This is a genomic window from Belliella kenyensis, assembly GCF_022549675.1.
In the GTDB taxonomy this organism is placed as follows: domain Bacteria; phylum Bacteroidota; class Bacteroidia; order Cytophagales; family Cyclobacteriaceae; genus Belliella; species Belliella kenyensis.
The window spans coordinates 1-18,816 of the sequence record NZ_JAKZGR010000028.1; the positions used below are offsets into that span (position 1 = coordinate 1).

General features: G+C 39.7%; 15 protein-coding genes. 13 read left to right on the forward strand and 2 right to left on the reverse strand.

Going from position 1 to position 18,816, the window contains the following annotated elements:
- Positions 1-794: 794 nt before the first annotated feature.
- Entirely contained in the window at positions 795-2,027 is a 1,233-nt protein-coding gene (locus MM214_RS18330) for a peroxiredoxin family protein (RefSeq protein WP_241297630.1), read from the reverse strand.
- Positions 2,028-2,471: 444 nt separating this feature from the next.
- Between MM214_RS18330 and MM214_RS18335 the strand changes: the two genes are divergently transcribed.
- The 13 genes from MM214_RS18335 to ftsZ all read left to right on the forward strand — a co-directional run bounded on the left by MM214_RS18335 (position 2,472) and on the right by ftsZ (position 17,900).
- Positions 2,472-2,912, forward strand: coding sequence for a division/cell wall cluster transcriptional repressor MraZ (locus tag MM214_RS18335; RefSeq protein WP_241297631.1), 441 nt, complete (start codon positions 2,472-2,474; stop codon positions 2,910-2,912).
- Positions 2,913-2,920: 8 nt separating this feature from the next.
- Positions 2,921-3,826, forward strand: a complete 906-nt coding sequence (rsmH, locus tag MM214_RS18340) for a 16S rRNA (cytosine(1402)-N(4))-methyltransferase RsmH (protein ID WP_241297632.1) — start codon at positions 2,921-2,923, stop codon at positions 3,824-3,826.
- A 3-nt stretch (positions 3,827-3,829) separates the two neighbouring features.
- Positions 3,830-4,210: an FtsL-like putative cell division protein gene (locus MM214_RS18345; protein WP_241297633.1), complete on the forward strand. Its 381-nt coding sequence runs from the start codon at positions 3,830-3,832 to the stop codon at positions 4,208-4,210.
- Entirely contained in the window at positions 4,207-6,321 is a 2,115-nt protein-coding gene (locus MM214_RS18350) for a penicillin-binding protein (RefSeq protein ID WP_241297634.1), read from the forward strand. Before MM214_RS18345 ends, MM214_RS18350 begins: the two co-directional genes overlap by 4 nt.
- A gap of 1 nt (position 6,322) precedes the next feature.
- Positions 6,323-7,786, forward strand: a complete 1,464-nt coding sequence (locus MM214_RS18355; RefSeq protein ID WP_241297635.1) for a UDP-N-acetylmuramoyl-L-alanyl-D-glutamate--2,6-diaminopimelate ligase — start codon at positions 6,323-6,325, stop codon at positions 7,784-7,786.
- Positions 7,787-7,789: 3 nt separating this feature from the next.
- Complete coding sequence (gene mraY / locus MM214_RS18360; RefSeq protein ID WP_241297636.1) at positions 7,790-9,001, forward strand: phospho-N-acetylmuramoyl-pentapeptide-transferase; 1,212 nt, start codon at positions 7,790-7,792, stop codon at positions 8,999-9,001.
- Between the two features lie 2 nt (positions 9,002-9,003).
- Entirely contained in the window at positions 9,004-10,365 is a 1,362-nt protein-coding gene (gene murD / locus MM214_RS18365; RefSeq protein WP_241297637.1) for a UDP-N-acetylmuramoyl-L-alanine--D-glutamate ligase, read from the forward strand.
- Between the two features lies 1 nt (position 10,366).
- The gene (locus MM214_RS18370) at positions 10,367-11,539 is read left to right on the forward strand and encodes an FtsW/RodA/SpoVE family cell cycle protein (protein WP_241297638.1); all 1,173 of its coding nucleotides are present in this window, start codon (positions 10,367-10,369) and stop codon (positions 11,537-11,539) included.
- Between the two features lie 38 nt (positions 11,540-11,577).
- Positions 11,578-12,660: an undecaprenyldiphospho-muramoylpentapeptide beta-N-acetylglucosaminyltransferase gene (murG, locus tag MM214_RS18375; RefSeq protein WP_241297639.1), complete on the forward strand. Its 1,083-nt coding sequence runs from the start codon at positions 11,578-11,580 to the stop codon at positions 12,658-12,660.
- Entirely contained in the window at positions 12,657-14,051 is a 1,395-nt protein-coding gene (gene murC, locus MM214_RS18380; protein WP_241297640.1) for a UDP-N-acetylmuramate--L-alanine ligase, read from the forward strand. The genes murG and murC overlap by 4 nt, the downstream gene beginning before the upstream one ends.
- Positions 14,041-14,796 (forward strand): cell division protein FtsQ/DivIB, encoded by a 756-nt coding sequence (locus MM214_RS18385; RefSeq protein ID WP_241297641.1) that lies wholly within the window; start codon positions 14,041-14,043, stop codon positions 14,794-14,796. The genes murC and MM214_RS18385 overlap by 11 nt, the downstream gene beginning before the upstream one ends.
- 10 nt (positions 14,797-14,806) lie before the next feature.
- On the forward strand, positions 14,807-16,129 hold the full coding sequence (ftsA, locus tag MM214_RS18390; RefSeq protein ID WP_241297642.1) for a cell division protein FtsA: 1,323 nt from the start codon (positions 14,807-14,809) through the stop codon (positions 16,127-16,129).
- 118 nt (positions 16,130-16,247) lie between these two features.
- Positions 16,248-17,900 (forward strand): cell division protein FtsZ, encoded by a 1,653-nt coding sequence (ftsZ, locus tag MM214_RS18395; protein ID WP_241297644.1) that lies wholly within the window; start codon positions 16,248-16,250, stop codon positions 17,898-17,900.
- 2 nt (positions 17,901-17,902) lie between these two features.
- On the opposite strand, the gene MM214_RS18400 is transcribed toward ftsZ, so the two are convergent.
- Positions 17,903-18,427, reverse strand: coding sequence for an NADPH-dependent FMN reductase (locus MM214_RS18400; protein ID WP_241297643.1), 525 nt, complete (start codon positions 18,425-18,427; stop codon positions 17,903-17,905).
- Positions 18,428-18,816: the final 389 nt, after the last annotated feature.

Genomic DNA, 18,816 nt, shown 5'->3' on the forward strand with positions numbered 1-18,816 from the left:
GAGCTGAATTTTAGTTGGATATCCCATATCTAGTCATATAACTAGATATAAAAGTCTAAAAAAAGAGCCACAATTCCAAATTGAGACTCTTTTTTTTCTACAAACTAGTAAATAGCCAAAGTCGAGTAAGCGTAGATTGCATCTACGCTTCCTTATCCTTGGAATTTACAATTCCGCTTAGAAATAACATACTCCACGAAATCAAGATATTTAAGGTGTAGTTGCAAACTACAACCAGACGGTTAGTCGTTGTTATTTAAGGTTTTCTCAAAAATTGGGCTGAGCGCCTAAGCTTAGATTGCATCTACGCTTTTATATCCAAGGGATTTGTAATCCCACATTTAACAACGAGAGTTCACCTAGTCAATATACTTAAGGTGTAGTTGCAAACTACACCTAGACGGTTATTGGTTGAAACTACACCTAGATGGTTCGTGGCTGATTTTTAGTTAGTTATAAAAAAGGGGGCGCCTCCTAAGCGTAGATTGCATCTACGCTTCCCTATCCTTGGAATTTACAATTCCGCATTGATGTACTAAAATTCATAAAATCAAGATGTCAAAGGTGTAGTTGCAAACTACACCTAGACGGTTAGTCGTTGTTATTTAAGGTTTTCTCAAAAATTGGGCTGAGCGCCTAAGCTTAGATTGCATCTACGCTTTGATATGCAAGGGATTTGTAATCCCACATTTAACAACGAGAGTTCACCTAGTCAATATACTTAAGGTGTAGTTACAAACTACACCCGGTCGGTTAGTAGTTACAAACTACACCTAGACGATTTGTTGTTGATTTTATAATTTTTCCCCCAATAGCCCATTGACCAATTCTTCATGCTCTTCGATCCACCTGTCGTACATGCCTCCAGTGCCAGGTCCATTGAAGCCAGTGTGTATATGGCGAACTTTGCCTTTACGGTCTAGGTAAATCAAAGTAGGGAAAGCAACAACACGGTTGAGTGCAGGAAGTGCTTGTGAAGCTTTATCTTTGTTACTCTCTCCAGCGATCAGGAACGGGTAGTTTGCTCCTAGCTTTTCTGCGGCGTTTTTCACCCTTTTACTAGCATAGTCAAAATCAGGCTTACTCTCAAATGCCAAACCTACGATCTCTACTCCACGATCCTTGTTTTGCTCATACCATGGTGCCAAATATTTTGTTTCATCCATACAGTTGGGACACCAACTGCCAAACAGCTGTACCAAGACAACCTTATTTTGAAATCTATCATCACCCAAGCTAACAGGATTTCCTTCAGTATCTGGGAATTTAAAGTCAAGTGTTTCATAACCTTCTTTTAAATAAGTCAAGCTTCCTGGATCTGGCAACTCAAAATCCTCATCTCTTATAGCTATAAATGTTTCTTTATACCTTGGACCACTTCTAAATCTACCCTGAATAGATCCGTCTTCTAGCGCTTGGCCTTGAAAGAAAAACAGGTGACTTCCATCAAAAGCACTTAAGTAGAATTGATTTCCATCCACATTGCCTTCTAGAAAACGATAATCCCCTAAAGCCGTCAGAAATGTTCCTGTGATCAGGTTTCCTTCTTGTTCGAAAATGCCTATAGCATCATAGGTTTTTCCATCTTTGTCTTGAAATACTGTTTTCCACCTTCCTGAGAAATTTACTTCTGCGGCTTTATTTGTAGGAAATCTTTGAGCTTCCGTTTTGGATGCTTGAAATGGTAAGATGTAGTCGACGCTATAATTTCTGACATATTTACCTACTAGTTCTCCACTTTCATGAATTCGTGCATGTATTGTCGCGTCAAATACACCCATTGGTATGTGGATAGAGTCTTTTTGGACAGTAATATCTTGGATTTCTAATTTTTCTTCGCCATTTATGAGAAATGCGCTCCACTTTTCCCCACTTTGATTTATCTCAAGACCGAAGGGTAATACGTCTTCACTCAAATCAATTTCCGCTCTCCATTTACCTTCCAGATCATAAGTGTCTTCTTTTTCATTCTGACATGAAATAAGTAGAATTAAGTTAAATAGGGTGATTATTGGATTGAATTTCATGTTTTTTTATTTTTTGATCAAATGTAAGTATAAATATATATTTCCCACTTAAATGATAGGGTTTATATTTTAAATATCTTTTTGTATTTTTTTTCATCATTCCTGATAGATTTTTGATTTGAATTCAGCTTTCATGGGAATTTCACCCACTTTTGCACCTTTATTAATTCAATATGTAATAAATGAAAAAAGATATTAGGTTTTTATACCTAGAACATGCTAAAATATGGGTTTTCTAGTTCCTTTTTACATAACTGATAAGGTCGCAAGCACTTGATGATCAGGATTTAATTGCAATAATATTAAACTGATGAGTTGTTAAAATTCAAACTTTTAGATACTTTTAAGAAATTGTGGAGAAATGTGGAGAAAAGTGTGATAAAGTGGTGGATTGTGTGAAAGCTTTTCTTACTTTTGTATTTGTAGAAAACTCAATAGTTACTCATGGGAATGTTCAACAGTCGGCACGAATGCAAAGTAGACCCCAAAGGTCGTCTGGCATTGCCCGCCAAACTCAAGGCGGCAATACCAGATGTGACTGGTGGTTCTCTTTATTTGCGTTTCGGAGATGATGGTTGTTTGGCATTATATCCTGAGCAAGAGTTTAAGAAATTATACAATAAAATCAATGGGCTTTCGGATAGAGACCCTATCCACAGAAGAATCAAGAGGAGTTTTTTTGACGGCTTGGTTGATGTGGAGCTTGATAGTGCAGGTAGGTTTTTGATTCCAAAAAATTTCCTTGCTTACGCAGGGATTGACAAGGAAGCTTATGTGAACGGTGTCGGATCTTACATAGAAATATGGAGTCCGGAGAAATATGAAAAGAACATGATTTTGGATCAGGCGGAGCTTACTGCTCTAATGGATCAACATCTCTCTTAAAAAAAACCATGAAAGATCAAGCGTATCATATTCCCGTAATGCTCCAAGAATGCATTGACGGATTGTCAATCAATCCGAAGGGTATTTATGTAGATTTGACTTTTGGAGGTGGAGGGCATTCTAAGGAGATTTTGAAGCATTTGGATGGAGGTCATCTATACGGATTTGATCAAGATGTAGACGCAGAAGCAAATATTCCAGATAGTGAGAGTTTCACTTTTGTCGCTGCAAATTTCAGAGACCTTAAAAGATACCTAAGACTTCATGGGGTCACTCAGGTAGATGGTATCTTGGCTGATTTAGGTATTTCATCTCATCAGATAGATGAACCGACCAGAGGTTTTTCCACACGTTTTGATGGTGATTTGGATATGAGAATGAGTGATACCATGACCATAACTGCCAAAGATGTCCTCAACTCCTATGAAGAGGCGAAGTTGCACAAGTTGTTTGGGATCTATGGAGAGATCAAGAATGCCAAAACCTTGGCTCAAGCTGTGGTGGCGCACAGGGCTACAGAGCCATTTGCTACCATTGCTCAATTCAAGACCATGCTGAACAAGTTTGCTCCTAGAGGTAGGGAGTTCAAATACTTCGCTCAAGTCTTCCAAGCTTTGAGGATTGAAGTCAATGATGAACTTGGAGCTTTGGAAGAAATGCTATTGCAAACAATAGATGTGCTCAAGCCTGATGGTAGGTTGGTGATTATGAGTTATCACTCTTTGGAAGATAGACTGGTAAAAAATTTTATTACCAAGGGCAAGTTTCAAGGTGAGGTTGAAAAAGATTTCTATGGAAACTTGATCAGGCCTCTCGAGCCAGTTACCCGCAAAGCTGTGACTGCTTCACCGGAAGAGTTGCTGATCAATAACCGGTCTAGGAGTGCAAAGTTAAGAATAGCAAAAAAGAATTAGGTCATGAGTCAAAATACATTTAAAAAGAAGCTCAAGAAAGGTTCTTCCCCCAAAGGTGCTAAAAAAAGCATTTTCACCTTAATCGAAGAAAAGTTAAATGTAACGGGCTTATTGGGAGAAGGGATTCCAGTGAAGTTTGGACCTCCCTTTTTCTTTGCAGCTTTTCTTGCGATGATATATATCTGGAGCAATCACCGAGCAGACAACATGATCAGAAAGATTGAGCGCATGCAGCAGGAAGTAGAGGATTTACGAGCAGATGTGACGACGCTGGAAGCTGAATATATGCTAAGCAGTAAACAATCCGAAGTGGCCAAAAAAATCCAGCCATTAGGAATATATGAAATAGATGAACCGCCGATAAAAATTAAATATAAGAAGTGAATATCAAACAATCCATAGTACTGAGAGTAAGAGTCGCCTTTATAGTAGTGACCTTATTTGCTGGGTTGATCTTTTATAGGATCGCCCATTTGCAGTTTGTGGAGGGGGAGAAATGGCAGGCAAAATCTGAAAGCTTGAATTTTCAGTATAGGCAAGTCAGCGCTACCCGTGGAAACATCTATGCGGCAGATGGCAGTTTGCTTGCGACCAGTTTACCATTTTATAGAGTTGTAATGGACCCGATTGTAGCAAAGGGCGATATTTTTGACAAAGGAATTGATTCTTTATCCGTTTTACTTTCAGGCTATTTCAAGGATAAGTCTGCTGATGCATACAAGAGGTCCATTAAAGATGCTCGTGTGAGTGGAAAGCGATATTTGATTCTCAATAGAAGGCAGATTGGTTACCAAGAGATGCAAGCCATGAGTCAGTGGCCTATCTTCCGCAATGGCAGATTGGGCGGAGGAGTGATTTTCGAAAAAGTAGAAAAAAGATATAGACCTTTCAATAATTTAGCTTCACGTACTGTAGGCTTCCTCAATGAGGATAACTATGGTGTAGGAGTGGAATACAGTTTCAATGAATACCTTGAAGGGAAAAATGGGAAGGCGTTATTTCAACGAATAGCTGGGGGAAGCTGGAAGCCAGTTTTTGATGCTGAGGACGTCAAGCCAGATGATGGCTTTGATATCTACACTACATTAGATGTGAATATCCAAGATGTAGCCGAATCAGCTCTTCTTCGTCAATTGATCGCAAAAGATGCAGCTTATGGGTCAGTGATCGTCATGGAAGTGGCTACTGGAAAAATCAAAGCTATTGCCAATCTACAAAAGAATAAATCAGGTATTGGCTATGCAGAGAACTATAATTTTGCAGTAGGAGATCAGGGTCTTACAGAACCAGGATCTACTTTCAAACTGCTTTCTATGATGGCACTGTTGGAAGAAGGGAAGATAAATTTGAATGATAAAATAGATACTGGAAATGGTACATATAAATTCTTTGATCGTACAATGCGTGATGCTAAGCAAGGTGGCTATGGTGAGATTACCATCAAGGAAGCCTTCGAGAAAAGCTCCAATGTTGCCATATCTAGATTAGTCAATGAGCATTTTGGGCATCAGCCAAAGAAATTTGTAAGCTATATTGAGAAAGCAGGTATTCATCAACCGGTTGACTTTCAATTGAGAGGAGAAGGAGCACCTTATTTTAAAGTCCCTGGTGAAAGAAACTGGTATGGAACTACATTGCCTTGGATGTCCATTGGCTACGAAGCCAAAGTTACACCATTACATACACTCATGTTGTATAATGCAGTTGCAAATGGAGGGAAACTGGTAAAGCCTATGATCGTCGAAGGAATTGCCAAAGGAAATAATTTTGAAAAAAGATTCGATACCGAGGTATTGAAAAAGAGCATAGCTTCAGATCAGACGATCAAACAGTTGCAGTCTTTACTTGAAGGTGTAGTCTCAAATGGTACCGCAAAGAACGTGCACAATAAAGATTATAAAATAGCAGGAAAGACAGGAACTGCACAAAAGTTGATAGATGGACGCTATACGCAACGATACTATACCTCGTTTGCAGGGTATTTTCCAGCTGACAATCCAAAGTATTCTGCAATAGTCGTTATTGATAGTCCGAAAGGATTTAATGCATACGGTGGTGATGTTTCAGCACCAGTATTCAAAGAAATAGCAGACAAGCTTTACGCACAGGATTTAAAAATTAATGTTAAGTCCAACCCGAAAGCTCAATATGCCTCACTTCAGCAAGATGAGTTTCCATTTATCCAAGCTGGCAAAGTGGACGAGCTTCAGTTGCTTTGCAATCGATTCGGTATTTCCAATCATTACAACAATGAAGAGGGGGAAACTTGGGTGAAATCCACTGTGAGCAATAAAGCCATCCAGTGGAAGGCAAATAAGGTGGAAGCTCCAGTTGTCCCAGATGTAAATGGGCTTTCTCTTAGAGATGCACTTTATGTGTTAGAAAATAAAGGATTGAGAGTAGTGTATCATGGAAAAGGTAGGGTCAAAGGCCAATCTATCAGCCCAGGTGCAGCTATCAGTCAAAATAGTGTGATCAGTCTAGTTTTAGGATAAAATGAAAGACCTTAAAGACATATTGTATAGAGTATCATTGACGGCTACCATTGGAAACATGGATAGAAAAATCAATGGACTTGCTTTTGACAGTAGAAAAGTGTCAAAGGAAGATGTCTTTGTAGCGGTAAAAGGTACACAAGTAGACGGTCATGAATTTATTGATAAAGCCATAGCGCAAGGAGCTACGGTGATTATTTGTGAAAACCTTCCAGAGCAAATATTGGATCATGTGACTTACGCTACTGTAAGTCATGCTACTAAAGCTCTCGGTATAATGGCTTCTAACTATTTTGAGAATCCATCATCAAAGCTGAAGATAGTAGCTATCACAGGTACGAATGGGAAAACGACTACTGCCACCCTTCTATATCAATTATATATGGAAATGGGCTATCAAGTTGGGTTGATTTCTACTGTAGAAAATAGAATAAATGAGCAAGTTATAGCCGCAACTCATACTACCCCTGATGCTTTAAGTCTTCAAGAGCTTCTCCAAAAGATGGTAGCAGCAGGTTGTACACATTGCTTCATGGAAGCGAGCTCTCATGCTATTGTGCAAGAAAGGCTTTCTGGATTGAAGTTGATGGGTGCAGTATTCACCAATATTACACATGACCACTTGGATTACCACGGTACTTTTGACGAGTATATCAAAGCGAAAAAATTACTCTTTGATAGACTTCCCAAAGATGCTTTTGCACTTACCAACGCTGATGATAAACGTGGTATGGTTATGCTACAGAATACTCAAGCTACCAAACAAACCTATGGCTTACGCTTTCCATCTGATTTCAAGGCAAAAATCTTAACAAACTCAATTGAGGGCTTGGAATTGGATATTGATGGTAAGCAGGTATGGTTTAGAATGATAGGTGAGTTCAATGCTTACAATATTTTGGCTGTTTTTGGTGCCGCTGTTTTGTTAGGAGAAGAAGAGGAGGAAGTTTTGATGCAATTATCAAAAGTCCCTGGAGCTCAAGGTCGATTTGATAAAATTACGATTGCAGGAGTGACTGCCATAGTAGATTACGCACATACTCCCGACGCCTTGGAAAATGTCCTCAAAACCATTCAAGGTGTGAGAACTGGAGGGGAGCAGGTCATCACGGTAGTAGGATGTGGGGGCAATAGAGATAAAACCAAACGTCCTATCATGGCAAAAATAGCGACAAATTTGAGCGACAAAGTGGTGCTTACATCTGATAATCCACGTCATGAAGAACCCATAGCTATCTTGAGAGAAATGGAGTCTGGTGTCAATCCTGTAGATTTCAAAAAAACCATAGTAATCGAGGATAGAAGAGAAGCTATCAAAACTGCTTGCGTTATGGCTAATCCAGGCGATATCATTTTAATTGCTGGTAAAGGGCATGAAACATACCAAGAAATCAAAGGAATAAAGTATCCTTTTGATGATAGAAGCACAGTAAAAGAATTACTTAACCTTATTCATAAAAGCTAGACAATGTTATACCCATTATTTGAATATTTTGACAAAGTATTGGATATCCCTGGGACTGGTGTGTTTCGCTATATCTCATTTAGAGCAGGTATGGCTGCATTGGTGTCTTTGTTGATCACCATTACTTTTGGGCAAAACATTATAGCATGGATTCGTAACAAGCAGATTGGAGAGACTGTCAGGGACTTAGGTCTCGAGGGGCAAAATGAAAAAAAGGGCACACCGACTATGGGTGGACTTATGATCATGGCTGGTATCATTATCCCTACTTTGCTCTTTGCAAACATCAACAATATTTACATCATCTTACTATTGATCACTACCATATGGCTAGGTGGAATTGGGTTTTTGGATGATTATATCAAAGTCTTCAGAAAAAACAAAGATGGTCTGGCTGGAAGGTTTAAGATCGTAGGTCAGATTGTGATTGGAGTTGTAGTAGGAGCTACGCTTTACTTTCATGATGGTGTGGTCGTGAGAGAGTTTACCAACCCCGTGTCGATAGAAGAAGGAGTTGTAGAAACTCCAGCTTTCAGGGATGTGAAGACTATGAAGACGACCATTCCTTTCATGAAAAACAATGAACTTAATTACGAGAGAGTGTTTGGGTTTATGGGCGATTTTGCTACTCCTATTTTCTACATTTTGATCGTAATATTCATAGTGACAGCAGTCTCCAATGGCGCAAATATCACAGATGGTATTGATGGCCTAGCTGCGGGTACTTCGGCGATTATAGGCTTGACCATAGCCATTTTCGCATATATTTCTGGAAATGCCATTTTCTCCCAGTACCTCAATGTTTTCTTCATTCCTAACTCCGCTGAGTTGGTGATTTTCTGTGCCGCATTTGTAGGAGCCTGTGTAGGGTTTCTGTGGTACAATGCCTATCCTGCACAGGTGTTTATGGGAGATACAGGTAGCTTGATGTTAGGTGGTGTGATTGCTGTCTTGTCTTTGACATTGCGCAAGGAGCTTTTGATTCCTGTTCTTTGTGGGATTTTCGTCATCGAAAATGCATCAGTGATCATTCAAGTTTCATATTTCAAATACACCAAGAAGAAATATGGCGAAGGAAGAAGAATATTCTTAATGTCACCTTTACATCATCATTATCAGAAAAAGAATATCCATGAGGCAAAGATTGTCACAAGGTTTTGGATCATAGGAATATTATTAGCAATCATCACATTGGCAACATTGAAGTTGAGATAGAAATGAGTAAGAAGATAGTCATATTAGGCGCAGGCGAAAGTGGATTGGGGGCAGCATTGCTCGCCAAGAAGCATGGCTATGCCGTTTGGGTATCGGATATGGGTCAGATCAATGAGCATAGAAAATCGCTATTGAAAGAAGCTGATATTCCATTTGAGGAGGGGAAGCATACAGCAGATGAGGTGCTTTCAGCCGATGAGATCATCAAAAGCCCTGGGATTCCAACAAATGTCTCTTTGGTGAAAGAAGCATTAGCTAAAGGGATTCCTGTGATAGATGAGTTGGAGTTTGCTTCGAGATTTTCCAAAGGAAAAATAGTCGCTATCACTGGAACCAATGGAAAAACCACCACCACCTTATTGACCTATCATTTGTTCAAAAAGGCAGGTTTAAATGTTGGTCTTGCAGGGAATGTAGGACAAAGCTGGGCTGGGCAATTGATAGATGGTGATAAAGACTGGTGGATTATTGAGGTCAGTAGTTTTCAAATTGATGGATTTGTGTCCTTTAAGCCAGACATAGCGGTGTTGACAAATATCACTCCGGATCACCTAGATAGGTATGAGTACAAGCTGCAAAACTATATCGCTTCAAAGGTATCCTTGTTCAAGAATATGGATGGTGTAGACTTAGCGATTATCAATGCTGATGATACTAATGTTAGCCTAGGTATAGAGAAAAGTCCTATCGCAGCGCGTGTGGCATTATTTTCTTTAAATGAGGAACAGTCAGTCGGAGGATTTTACGATATGGAATTCATTAGTGTGAAACTTCCGAACTTGTCGAAAACGGTCTTGATTGATGCGGCAAATATTAACCTTCAAGGAGGTCATAATATGCAAAACTCCATGTGTGCTATAATAGCTGCACTTGAAGCAGGGATTAATCTCAAAGTGATTGTAGAAGGCTTAGGAGATTTTCAGAATGCACCTCACAGAATGGAGTGGGTTACTGACATTGATCACATTGCTTTTATCAATGATAGCAAGGGGACCAATGTGGACGCTACCATTTATGCATTAGAAAGTTTTGGTCAAGGATTAATCTGGATAGCAGGAGGTGTAGACAAAGGGAATGATTATTCGGTGCTTGATAGCATTGTGAAAAAGAACGTCAAGGCACTTATTTGTCTAGGCAAGGATAACGAAAAATTGAAAACAGCATTTGCTGGTAAGATAGCTGAAATAAGAGAGACACAAGATATTGCGCAAGCAGTTTCGTGGGGATTAGAGTTGGGAAAAGTGGGAGATGTGGTGTTGTTATCACCAGCCTGTGCAAGTTTTGACCTTTTCAGAAATTATGAAGATCGTGGTGAGCAGTTCAAATACGCTGTTCAGCAATTGAAGCAATTAAAAGTGAGCTAAGATGAATAAGGCGAAGGAATTTATAGATCAACATCTCAAAGGAGACCCAATCATTTGGGCTATCGTGATCCTGTTGTCTATCATCAGTATCCTAGTGGTATATTCTGCCACTGGTACGCTAGCATACAAATATAAAGGGGGAAACACGGAGACCTACATTGTGAAGCATACCATGTTGGTATTTATAAGCTTGGCGGTGATGTGGGCAGTACATAAGATTCCCTACAAGACCTTTGGTTTTATTGGCAGGTTCTTACTATTGATCTCTGTGCCACTTTTGCTCTTTACATATTTCTTTGGTTCCAATATCAATGAAGCGAATAGATGGCTTACTATTCCACTTATAGATCAAGCTTTCCAGCCTTCAGATTTGGCCAAACTGGCATTGATCGCGACACTGGCTAGCTTCTTGGCAAGAAAGCAGCGTAACATTCGTGATTTTAAGAGCACATTCGTACCTGTGTTGATTGCGGTGGGGATTATCTGCGGTCTTATAGGAATGGCAAATATGTCTACCGCTGTATTGCTTTTGACGACTTGCCTTTTGTTGATGTTCATTGGAAGAGTTCCGCTTAGATACACATTTGTAATTGTATTGGTAGGCGTGATGGCATTGACTGCGGCAGTTTTCTTTGGACAGCGTGGAGGGACATTCGTATCAAGGATAGAAAACTTCGTCTCTGGCGAAGAGATTCCATATCAGGCAGAGCAGTCTTTTATAGCCATTTCTACTGGAGGAATCACTGGTAAAGGCCCTGGAAACTCGGAACAAAGAAATTCATTACCTCACCCATATTCTGATTTCATATTTGCGATCATCATTGAGGAATATGGCATAGTGGGAGGAGCGTCAGTGTTACTGTTGTACTTGGCATTACTATATAGAGGTATGAGAATCGTGGCATCTTCCACCAAACCTTTTGGAGGTTTGCTTTCAGCAGGGCTAAGCTTTGCATTGGTTCTTCAGGCCATGGTAAATATGGCAGTAGCTGTAGGGCTTGGGCCTATCACTGGCTTACCACTTCCATTGCTAAGTATGGGAGGGACTTCTTTGATATTTACAGGGTTTTCTTTGGGGATCATTCTGAGTGTCAGTCGAGGAGATCATGAAGATGCAGAGGAGCCAATCGTGGAGGCGTCAAACAGAGCAAGAAGATCATTACAAACTATATAAATAGAAATATTATCAAAAAGGAAAGGACATATAGAATCATGATTAGCGGAGGTGGTACTGGTGGGCATATCTACCCAGCCATTGCCATAGCCAATGCTTGGAAAGAAAGATTTCCAGGGTCAGAATTTCTATTTGTCGGTGCGGAAGGGAAGATGGAAATGCAGAAAGTTCCTGAAGCAGGATATCCTATTACAGGATTGAAAGTGGCAGGTCTTCAGAGAAGCTTGAGTTTGTCAAATTTGAGTTTTCCATTCAAATTGATGTCTAGCTTGAGTAAAGCAAAATCTCTTGTGAAGTCTTTCCAACCTGATGTAGCTATAGGTGTAGGAGGATATGCAAGTGGGCCAGTCTTATTTGCTGCCCAGAATGCAGGGATTCCGACATTGCTTCAAGAGCAAAATTCCTATGCGGGTTTGACCAATAAGCTACTTTCAAGGAGAGCCAAAAAAATATGTGTTGCCTATCCTGGGATGGAGCAATTTTTCCCTTCAGAACGAATCATTTATACGGGTAACCCTGTGAGAAAAGATATCATGGAGCTAGGAGGGAAACGAGAACTAGCTACAGCTCATTTTGGTCTTGATAGCAACAAAAAGACCTTGCTGATTCTAGGAGGTAGCCTAGGTGCTCGTACGATCAATAGAGCTGTATTGGCAGAAATGAAAGTATTTGAAGCGGCAGGATATCAGCTGTTGTGGCAATGTGGGAAGTTTTACTTCTCTGAGATGTCAAAAAGTGTATTAGAATCAGGACTGAAGCATATACATGTCAGAGAGTTTATCAAAGAAATGGATCTTGCTTATGCCGTCGCAGATGTGGTGGTATCAAGAGCAGGAGCTCTTTCGGTGTCCGAGCTTAGCTTGGTGGGTAAGCCAGTGATATTCATTCCGTCACCTAATGTGGCAGAGGATCATCAGACCAAAAATGCCATGGCCTATGTATCACATGAGGCAGCAGTGCTTTTGAAGGATGCTGAAGCAATAGGGAATTTGAAAAATGCAGTAGACAATATTGTCAATGATGATGCGAAAGCTGAAGAATTGGCTACAAACATAAAAAAATTAGCAAAACCAGACGCAGCCACAGCGATTGTGGAAACAATAGCAACATTGATCTCATGAATTTGAAAAACTTACATAGCGTACATTTCTTAGGTATCGGTGGTATCGGGATGAGTGCCTTAGCAAGGTATTTCAATCACATGGGAATGCAAGTGTCTGGATATGATAAAACTCCTTCTCCACTTACCAAAAAGTTGGAAGAGGAAGGGATGAATATCAGCTACGTGGATGATTTGGAGCATGTGCCAAGTGCAGTTAGCTCTCAAAAAGACAATGCCTTGATCGTATGGACCCCTGCGATGCCAAAGGATTCGGTTCAGCTCAATTTCTTCAAAAGTGAAGGTTTTGAACTGCACAAGCGTGCAGCAGTACTTGGGATGATTACTTCTAGTATGCCCGCTATCGCAGTAGCTGGCACGCATGGCAAAACTACTACATCGTCGATGGTTGCTCACCTTCTCAAGCAGGGCAATGTAAATGTAGCAGCCTTTTTAGGTGGGATTACTCAAAACTACCAAAGCAACCTTTTGCTCCAAGATGATCAAGAAAGAGACTCTTGGGTGGTTGTGGAAGCGGATGAGTTTGACAGGTCTTTTCTTCATCTGCATCCAAATGTAGCAGTGTTGACAAGTGTAGATCCAGATCATTTGGATATTTATGGTAATGGAGAAGTTATGCTAGAGGGATTTCATGCTTTTTTGAAGCTGATTTCTTCTGATGGCAAGCTTTACATACATACCAAAGCTTTCCAAAAGCTTGGCGATTTTGATTTGCAAAAAGTAAATGTGACTCCATATGGAATTGGTGCTGGCGAGGTTCAAGCTATTCAAGTAGAAGCTTTGCCAGGTCTATTTAAATTTGATTTTGTCAGTGGTGAAAAGCAAATCGAAGGCCTGGAACTTCATATGCCGGGCTTCCATAATGTAGAAAACGCACTTCCTGCCATTGCCATAGCGATGGATTTGGGTTTGAGTGAAGATCAAATTAGAAATGGAATAGCTTCATTCAAAGGGGTGAAAAGAAGGTTTGAAATTCACTATCAAGAGGAAGGAAAGGTTTATATTGATGACTACGCACATCATCCAGAGGAGATTGCTGCATTTCTAAATTCAGTGAAGGCCATGTATCCCAAAAGAAAGTTGACGGCGGTATTTCAGCCTCATCTTTTTACCAGAACTAGGGATTTTGCTAAGGGATTTTCTGAAAGTCTTTCGCTAGCTGATGATGTGGTACTTTTGGATATCTATCCAGCTAGAGAGTTGCCGATAGAAGGAGTCACATCGGAAATGTTACTTGAAGGAATCAAATCTAGGCGAAAGAGCCTCCAGCCTAAGGCTGAGGTTATCAATTACTTGAAAGCAAATTCCCCAGAAGTACTTGTAACAATAGGTGCTGGAGATATAGATAGATTAGTAGAACCGATAGCTAAATGGATACAAAATGAAGACTAGATTTAGAAAAACCTTAGTGTTCAGTGTTTTGGTAATGGTGCTGTTAGGATTTATCGCTTTTGTTGAAAAGCAAAGTGCTGATAAGAGGGTCAATAGTATTCATGTCAAAGTCAATCCTATTGCAGACGTCTATTTTGTAGAGGAAAGCGACCTTTTGTCAAGATTGTATACAGAGTTTCCTATGTTGAATACAGGGGTTTTGATCAGTGAAGTGAATTTAAATCAAATGGAGGATAAAGTTTCAAACCATCCATTTGTTAAGAATGCAGAAGTTTTCAGCGATCTAAAAGGGAATATCCTAGTCGAAATAGACCAGCATAAGCCTATGGCAAGAATCGTAAGACCAATGGCGGCTGATGGATACATTTCCACAGAGGGTATAATCTTACCTACTTCGCCAAAGTATACCACTAGGGTATTGACTTTGGAAGGGAGCTATGCAGAGAGATTATTATTGGAAGAGCGTTTGGGAGATGAGCACGAAGGCTTGATGAAATTGATCAAATTTATAGAAAGTGATGAGTTTTGGAGGGCACAGATTACGGGTCTGGAGATTAATAGAAAAAATGATATTCGAATGTATCAGCAAGTAGGAAAGCAAGTTATTGAGTTTGGCGATGCTGACCATATCGAAGAAAAATTTAAGAAGATATCACTCTTCTATGAAGAAATCCTTCCTGCCAAAGGATGGAATACTTACAGCAGAGTAAATGTAAAATACAAAGATCAAATCATTTGTGAATAATTATACGGCTATGGAAAATGAACAATTAATCGTCGGTCTGGACATTGGGACAACCAAAATCTGTGCGATCATAGGTCGCAAAAATGACTTTGGAAAACTAGAGGTACTAGGCATGGGTAAGTCTGTCTCTGATGGAGTGATCAGAGGTATCGTGACCAACATTGATAAAACAGTCAATGCGATTCAAAAAGCGGTGCAAGATGCATCTGATATGGCTGAGGTTGATATCGGGGAAGTGATAGTGGGTATAGCTGGTCAGCATATCAAAAGTACAGTTCACCATGGAGTTACTTTTCGCCGTCAAAATGAAGACGAGATTACAATAGAAGATGTGAGAAGGCTTTCGAATGACATGGAGAATATTGTCGTGCCTCCAGGCAATTCGATTATTCATGTTATGCCACAAGATTATACAGTGGATTATGAAGATGGTATCAAGGATCCCGTAGGGATGTCTGGATCGAGACTTGAGGCGGATTTCCATATCATTACTGCGCAATCCACAGCTATTAATAACATCAATAGGTGTGTGAAAAGAGCCAATTTGATCTCAAGAGACTTGATTTTGGAGCCTTTGGCAAGTTCATTGTCTGTGTTAAGTGACATAGATAAGGAAGCGGGTGTTTGTCTAGTGGATATAGGCGGCGGAACTACCGACATCGCTATTTTCTATGATAATATTATCAGACATACTGCTGTGATCCCACTTGGGGGAAATATCATCACGACAGATATCAAGGAAGGTTGTATGGTGCTTCATCATCAAGCTGAATTGTTGAAAACGAAATTTGGAAGAGCCATAGCCGAAGAAGCGAACCCAAATGAAATAGTTTCAATTCCAGGATTAAGAAACAGACCACCTAAGGAAATTTCCATAAAAAATCTAGCAGCCATCATACAAGCTAGGATGGAAGAGATCATTGAATATGTTCAAAATGAACTTGTAGCGAGTGGTCATTACAAAAAGCTAGCAGGTGGTATTGTGTTGACAGGAGGTGGTTCTCAGCTTCAGGGAGTTGCTCAGCTATTTGAGTACATGACTGGTTTGGATACAAGAATAGGGTATCCAAATGAGCACTTGGGTAAATGTAAAGTGGATGAAATAAAGAGTCCAATGTTCGCCACTTCTGTAGGTCTAGTACTCGCAGGATTCAAATCTCTAGACGATAGAGAAACTCAGTATAAAGAAAGAACAGCGTCATTGAAGGAGTTGGAAGTGAATGTGAAATCACCTAAGCAAGTAGCTATTCCAGGGGAAAACATTTTCACCAACATCAGAAATAGACTCAAAGATATGATCGGCAGTGATATTGCCGACGATAGCAATTACTAGGGCTTATCTAATTGTGGGGAGATAAGATGTATTATATTTTATTTCCCCTCCTTTCCGAAAAGCCGAGAAATATGAAAATAAATTTCACCAACAAAATAAATTCAAAATGTCAGATAACATGAAAGATTACAAGTTTGATCTTCCTAAAAATCACAAGTCTATCATCAAAGTGATAGGTGTAGGAGGCGGTGGTTCCAATGCTGTCAACCACATGTTTAACCAAGGTATCAAAGATGTAGAGTTTGTCGTAGTCAATACGGATGCTCAAGCTTTGAAAAGCAGTCCAGTACCGATCAGGCTTCAGCTTGGAGCAAACCTTACCGAGGGTCTAGGTGCAGGTGCTAATCCAGAAAGAGGAAGAAACGCAGCCTTGGAAAGCAAAGAAGAAATTAGAGAGCTACTCTCTGACAATACTAAAATGGTTTTTATCACTGCCGGAATGGGAGGAGGTACTGGTACAGGTGCAGCTCCAGTCATAGCCAAAATAGCCAAAGACTTGGATATACTTACAGTGGGAATTGTAACAGCTCCTTTTATGTTTGAAGGGAGAAAGAAAATGACTTCTGCGCAGCTAGGAATAGAGGCTTTAAGAGAGAATTGTGACACCGTCCTTGTCATTCTGAATGACAAATTAAGAGAAGTGTACGGTAACCTAGCCATTAGGTCTGCTTTTGCAAAAGCTGACAATGTCTTGACTACTGCGGCAAAGTCTATCGCAGAAATTATTACTGTACATCAAGATGTTAATGTGGATTTTGAAGATGTGAAGACTGTCATGAAAGATGCTGGTGCTGCTGTGATGGGATCGGCTATCGAAGAAGGCGAAGGTAGAGCAATCAAAGCAGCTGAAAAGGCTATCGCATCTCCACTTTTGAATAATGTGGATATCAAAGGAGCACAAAAAATATTGCTTTCTATCATGTCTGGAGAGGAAGAAGAACTTTCCATGGACGAATTGAGTGAGATCACTGAATATATCCAAGAGCGTGCTGGAGAAGAAGCTGAGGTTATCTTTGGTCAAGGCATTGATCTTGAATTAGGCAAAGCAATCAGGGTGACAGTAATAGCAACTGGGTTTGAAATGGACAGTCTAAAAGGAGCTGAAAAAACTATACCCAATGAAGCTGAGAAAAAGATTGAAGTAACTGAGCAGACTGAGGATGAAAATGTAAAAAAAGTAATTCACCTCGAGTCAGGAAAGACTTCTAAAGTCGAAGAAGAAGTTCCGACTCACTTGGGTCAAACATTCACTTTTCCCATTCAGCAGCCTATGATTCCGACCAGAGCTGAAAATAACTTCAAGGAAGAGACACAGCGAGCAACTCAACCGATTCAGAATCAAATCCCTACTGTGCCTCAAGTAAAAGAGAGAGAAGAGGAAGCTCCTTTTGAATTTGTAACAGCAAATGCTGCGGAATCAAATCCAAAAGTCTATAGATTAGAGGATGAAGAGCCAAAAGCAAAGGCGCCTGAAACTCCTAATCAAGTGGTCAATGACTCTGCGGCATTTAACAACGAATATTATGAGCAATTGAAAGAAAAAGCTATTCAAAGAGCTCATGAGAGATTTGAGAAGCTTAGAGGGCTCAATTCAAATTCGCACCATCCAGAGGAATTTAAAGATAAATTGGAGACTCCAGCTTATCTTCGAAGACAAGTAAAACTCAATGATGTTCAGCATAGCTCGGAGAGAAGTATTTCAAGGTTCAACTTGTCTGATGACAATGAATTTTTGAAAAACAATAGGTTCCTACATGATAATGTTGATTAAGTCTAGTACTTAATCAACATTTCCGCTTGGGTTTGAAGCAATTCAATGTACAGCCTGTTGGTGAGCAGGTTATCTGACATATTCTCCTCTATCTTAGCAAATTTAAGCTTGAGGGGATGTACATGCATACCCAAATAATGGAAGATGTCGGTGAGGTGGCTCAATGCTGAGCTACCTCCACCTATTCCAGATGATAGACCTAGTAATGCGCATTTTTTATTTTTGAAGGTGTTAGGATATGTCATGCCATCTATAAATGCTTTCAAAACCCCAGGGAATGATCCATTATATTCGGGAACTACAAAAACAAATTTTTCTCCTGTTTTCACCAAGTTATGAAAGGTGTTATAGTTTTCATTTTTACCATTGTTTTCATACAAAGCTGAAAATAAAAAGTCATGTGGGAGATCCCTTAGGTCCAAAATTTCTGATGCAGACCCCAAAGATGCCAAAGTTTGTTGGTATTGAATTGCTATTTTTCTGGATATGGACTGTCCTCGATTGGTAGAAACTATTATTTTTATCATTGAAGTAGCTGTGTAATCAAGTATTTTTATTTTTAGTAATTCAGCAATAGAACCCTTTACCTATTCTGAAAGTTCTTTTTTGAATCAATATCTTAAACACAAATAAGCACAAAACAATAATCCTTGGAGGATTGCTTCTCCTTCGACTATTCGTCTAGGTGTAGTTTGTAACTACACCTCAAATATAATGACTACTTAGATTTTCGTACATCAATGTGGAATTACAAATTCCATTGATAAGAAAGCGTAGATGCAATCTACACTTAGGGCTCACTCCATTTTTTAGAAAAAACTATAAAATTAACTACGAACCATCTAGGTGTAGTTTGCAACTACACCTCAAATATCATGATTTCATGAATTTTCGTACATCAAAGTGGAATTACAAA